4 protein-coding genes are annotated in these 5,046 nt (G+C 70.1%); all 4 read right to left on the reverse strand.

The genetic code is table 11. The features are described from left to right. Positions 1–296: 296 nt before the first annotated feature. Complete coding sequence (locus tag ACIQMX_RS42230) at positions 297–965, reverse strand: TetR/AcrR family transcriptional regulator (RefSeq protein WP_402486993.1); 669 nt, start codon at positions 963–965, stop codon at positions 297–299. Positions 966–1,048: 83 nt separating this feature from the next. After that, positions 1,049–2,530, reverse strand: coding sequence for an MFS transporter (locus ACIQMX_RS42235; protein WP_402486996.1), 1,482 nt, complete (start codon positions 2,528–2,530; stop codon positions 1,049–1,051). Between the two features lie 520 nt (positions 2,531–3,050). Beyond that, positions 3,051–3,743: a hypothetical protein gene (locus tag ACIQMX_RS42240; RefSeq protein WP_402486999.1), complete on the reverse strand. Its 693-nt coding sequence runs from the start codon at positions 3,741–3,743 to the stop codon at positions 3,051–3,053. A gap of 68 nt (positions 3,744–3,811) precedes the next feature. Further along, complete coding sequence (locus tag ACIQMX_RS42245) at positions 3,812–4,384, reverse strand: hypothetical protein (RefSeq protein ID WP_402487002.1); 573 nt, start codon at positions 4,382–4,384, stop codon at positions 3,812–3,814. Positions 4,385–5,046: the final 662 nt, after the last annotated feature.

Below are 5,046 nucleotides of genomic sequence, written 5' to 3' on the forward strand. Positions count from 1 at the left end.
AGAACACGTCACTCACTGTCACCGTACCGGTCCACCCCAGGCGACCCGCCGCCCATTCCTTGATCACAAAGGCCGGAGGTTGAGAAACAGGCACTCAGGCCGGCTGGACGTCGAACAGCTCGCCCTCCACGGTGTCGAGCGCCAGCCTGACGCCGTCGATCACCCCCGGCTTCGAGGAGGAGGCCCGGGGCGGTGGCCCGGCGTGCACTTAGAGCGGGTTCCGCACATCGGTCGCGGCTCCGCGCCAGTGCTCGCCGAGTGTGGCCAGGCGGCCCACGAATTGGGCCCTCAACGGCTCAGGCATCGTCCTCGCGCACGTTCCAGAGGGACAGCAGTTCCGGCCACTGCGGTGCGGGGCCGGTCAGCGGAGTCGCGGCTGGGGCGCGCAGGGCCGACAGGGTGAGGTCGAGGTAGCGGGCCCGCAATTGGTCCACGCGTTCCGGGGGGCCGGGGAGGCGGCTGCCCAGGATCTGCAGCAGCAGGACGAGGTCGGCGAGGGTGACGTCGGGCCGCAGGGCACCCTCCGCGACGGCCTGGCGGACGAGGGCGTCAAGGGCCTGCTCCAGGCGGGCGGACGCGGCATCGACCTCGGGCGACGGGGCGAAGCGGCCGCCGATGACGGGCAGCATGCTGACGTCTCCGCCCTGGGTCAGGGCCGCGCGCAGGGCCAGGGCCAGGGCCTCCCACGGGTCGGGGTTGTCCAGGGCCTCTTCGGCGAGGGCGGTCCACCGGTCCAGGCCGTCGACCTGGACGTGGCGGGCGAGGTCGTCCTTGGTGGGGTAGCGGCGGTAGAGGCTGCCCATGCCCACCCCGGCGCGCTTGGCGATGACCGACACCGGGGCGTCCCAGCCGAGTTCGGCGAACACGGTACGGGCCGCGCGCAGCAGCCGGGCGTCATTCGCCTCGGCCTCTGCCTGGCGGCCACGCGGGCGGCGGTTGTTCGTGCGGCGGCTGGGGGTGGGCATGGGACCTGACTCCGCTTCTCTGTATCGCGTACGGGGCGACCGGGCGCCGTCCGGAAAGCCGTCCCGCGAACGGATTTCGCCGCCTACTCGGCGGACGCGCCGACGGCGGCGACGGCCCGGGGAGCGGGGGCGGACCGCTGGTACGGGTGCACACGCAGCGCCACCGTGAGCACGATACCGGCTGCTCCCAGCGCCCCGGCCAGCCAGAACCCCTGCGTGAACGCGCTCTCCGCCGGCAGGCCCGTGCCCGGGGCCACCGCGGACTGGAGCAGCACGGTGGCGAGCTGGCTGCCGATCGCGCTGCCCACGGTACGGACCACGGTGTTGAGGCTGTTCCCGGCGGCGAGGTCCTCGCGGGGCACGATCTTCGCGATGAGCGAGGCCAGCGCTGCGAACCCGAAGCCCGAGCCCAGGCCGACTAGGACGAAGACCAGGCCGATCGACAGCACACTGCCGTGCCAGAGCGCCTGGAGCGCACCACCGGCGGTCATGAGCACCATGGCGGCGATCATCGGAGCGCGGGCCCCGAGGCGGTGCCCGAGTATCGGGCCAAGGCGCCCCGCGACCATGGTGCCCAAGGCGCCCGGCAGCAGGAGCAGACCGGCCTCGATCACGGTCAGGCCGTGTCCGTAGGGAGCGGCGGAAGTGTGCGGGGTCTGCAGCAGCTGCGGAAGCAGTACGTAGAAGAGGAACGGGATCGCGCCGACGAACAGCGTCGCCACGGTCGTTACGAGCATCGGGGCGTGCATCAGGAGCCGGACGTCCACCAGCGGGGCGGGATGGCGCGACTCGACCGCGCCCAGTGCGGCGAAGAGCGCGAGGGCGACTACGAACAGTCCGATGACACGGGCGGATCCCCAGCCCCACGCGCTGCCCTGGGTCACGGCGAGCAGGAGCGAGGACAGCCCGAGGGCCAGCAGTACGGCCCCGGGGATGTCGAGCCGGCCGGTTGTCGCCCTCTTATCGGCGTGGCGCGGTGATTCCGGCACCCAGGCGAGCACGAGCAGGATCGAGAACGCGATCAGCACGATCTCGACGCCGAACATCCACCGCCAGGACGCGGCGTCCACCAGCAGCCCGCCGACGACCAGGCCGAGCCCGGCGCCACCGCCGAGCATGGCCGAGGTGAGGCCGAAGGCACCGGCGGTCCGGTCCGCCGGCATCGTCTCGCGGATGATGGAGAGAGCGAGGGGCAGCGTAGCCATGCTGACGCCCTCCAGGGCGCGCATGACGATGAGGAAGGGCACTCCGGGGGCGAAGGCGGCGCCGGCGGTGGACAGCAGGAAGACGCCGAGCGAGACCAGGAGCATCCGCCGGTGTCCGTACCGGTCGCCGAGTGAACCGACGACCGGTGTGAGCACGGCGGAGCCGAGCATGAACGCAGTGATGAGCCATCCCGCGGTGGCGGTGTTGGTGTGCAGCTCGTGGGTCAGCACCGGCAGTGCGGGGACGATCATGGTCTGCATCAGCGCGTACGAACCGACGGAGACGAGCAGGGCTGCCAGCAGGGCGCCGGGTCCCGCCGCTCTTTGGCGTCCGGCCGCCTGCGGCACGGCATGAGACATGGGGGTACCTCTCCCAGGGTGTGGATCGGGCGGTCGCCGCAAACATATCGGAGCGGAGCGCTCCGTTCAAAAAGTCGTGGTGCCCAGCATGCGGAGAACTGCGGCCGGGGAACCCAAAGCGACGACCACCCGCCGTGCCCTGCGTCAGCCTCGCCCCGTCGAGTGGGCCGGATGATGACCGCTGCTACCGGTGTGTGCGGGGAGAAGACCGACCGGGTCCGGTACACGGGCGGGCCGACGAGCCAGTACGCCCAATGGTTCGCCGCGTCGAACACCGACCGGTGCTGCAGCGAATCCTTCGCGAGATGGCGAACCCGGCTCCGGGCCCCGCCCGCACTTGATTGCGCGGACGAGGTGCTGCGCGCCGTCGCTGCAGGGGTAGGTAAGGCTCGCTCCGGTACACGTCCGAGGACACAACCGCCGTGGCGTGATCGGCGGGGCCGTGCACGCGCCCCTGCACGGGCAGGGACGCGTGCAAAGGGGGGCCGGCCCGTGGACGATTCCTGTGGCAGGCGGTCGGTTACACGGGCAGGACGGTGAGGTTGGCGGGGCCAGCGACCTGAGTGATGCCTGTGGTGAGGCAGGCGAGAAGGTCGGTGTTGAGCAGGGCAATCTCGTACAAGATCTGGTCGCCGGTGAAGTCACCGGAGGTGATGGTGGCGAGCACGATGACGACGTTCTGGCCGGTGGGTCGCTGGGTCAGTGAGATGCCGCCGGTGAAGTGGGAGGTGCCGGAGGGGGTGCCTGAGGCGTCCTTCCATCGGATGGTGCCCGAGACACCGGTGACCGGCAGGCTTACCGAACACGACAGCAGGGCCTGGCCGTCGGCTTCGTAGTCGGCGAAGACGTGGTCGGAGGAGGTCGTCACGCAAGGGCCGAAGGGGCCTTCTGCGTGGAAGGAGACCTGCTGGGCGAGAAGCTTGAGTCCGGGCGAGAACTGCTGGGTGGCGTAGCCGGGGCAGTCGATCAGGGCCGAGGCGGAAGCGGTGGACGCGGCGGCGACCGGCGCGGACAGACCGAGCGGGGCAGCAGGGCCGCGCAGACGAACAGCAGGCTGATCAGCGGCCTGCGGGGCCTGCTGCCGGCTGCGGCCGTACAGAGTGTCCGTAACAGCTTGACTGTTTTGCGGATGTGACGCATGACGGACTCCTCGATGGGAGGGTGCGGCTCGGATGGGTGCCCGCCCCGGGCCACTCGGGATGATGTTGGACAAGGCAGGTTCGTTTGGGGCCTCGCGCCCTGCCGGGCCGGGCCCGGAGCGGGGGAGTGTGGCGACGCGGCTCAGACCGGGGCGATGATCAGGGTGTTGAGGACGCTGTTGGTTTCGCTGAGGCCGCCGGTCAGGCAGGCGGTGAGGTTGAGGTTGGGCTCGACCGTCACTCGGGTGACCGTTTGGCCCAGGCCGAGGCCGGACGTCACGGCGCCGATGCTGGTGACGGTGACCGTTCCGTTGGCGGCCCTGACCGCGGTGCTGCTGGCGAAGGAGATGGTGCTGGACGTCCCGTTGTTCCAGTGATATGTCGCCGTGTTCGAGCTGAGCGGGCTCTGTACCGACGCCAGGCAGGACGTGGACGGCAGGTTGACGGTGTAGCTGCCCGAACCGCTGCTCACGCCGCTGAGCAGGGATGCGCAGCTGAAGTGGTCCGTGATCTGCAGTGACGTGGGACCGGGCGTGTATGTGAGGGGCGGGGTGTACACGGTGTTCCGGGACCCCGTGAGGCAGGTGATGTCGACGGGTACTGCGTGTGCCGTGCCGGCCGGCAGCGCGACCGAGCAGCCCAGTGCCAGCAGCGCGGCCGCCGCCCAGGCAGCCAACCGCTGCCTGGGCGATGGGCGTGAAGGTCTTCTTCGCATGGTGATCCTCCGGGATTCAGGTGGTACTCGGTCTTCGAAGACCGCATCGGTTGTTTTGGACGAGTAGCGCGACGAACTGCATGTGCAGGGGCGAGCCCGCTGCCGTGTGGAGCCGCCGCTTCGAGATCCCGGCGATGCCGCCGCCTCATGGGCCAGGGCGGCCGGCCCGAGGCGCCAGGAGCATGGCTCGACGACGATGCGCTTGTCGTGCCGGACTGCAGCGAGGGGTAGTGATGGGCGGAAGCGAAGGTGATCAGGCCCGAGTCCACAGCGGGATCTTGGTGGTGCTGCTGGCAGAGATCGAGACCGGCGGAGTACAGACGCGGGTGACGAGCCCCAGCGGAAAGTAGCCTTCTCTTGCGGCTCGGGAGAAGCCATAGCTCGTTAGGAGGGCGTGCACACCCCTCCCTCTCGCACACACCCGTGCGAAACGGGAACGCGCCGGAGTGCAGGACCAGATCCGGCTCCGAGGCATCGACTGGCACCCGCCGGCCTCCACCGCTAGCTTGATCTTTAACCTGTGCGGCGTGGACGTGGAGTCGTTGACTTCTTCGTTCGTCGCTTGGTGGAGCCTGGTTTGCCGACTGTGTGCACGTCATAGCGGGCAGTGGGCTGGTCGTTCTTGCGGCCGGGTGGGCGTCCTGGGCCGGGCCGGGCGGTTT

The sequence above is a fragment of the Streptomyces sp. NPDC091416 genome (assembly GCF_044756845.1).
GTDB lineage: Bacteria > Actinomycetota > Actinomycetes > Streptomycetales > Streptomycetaceae > Streptomyces.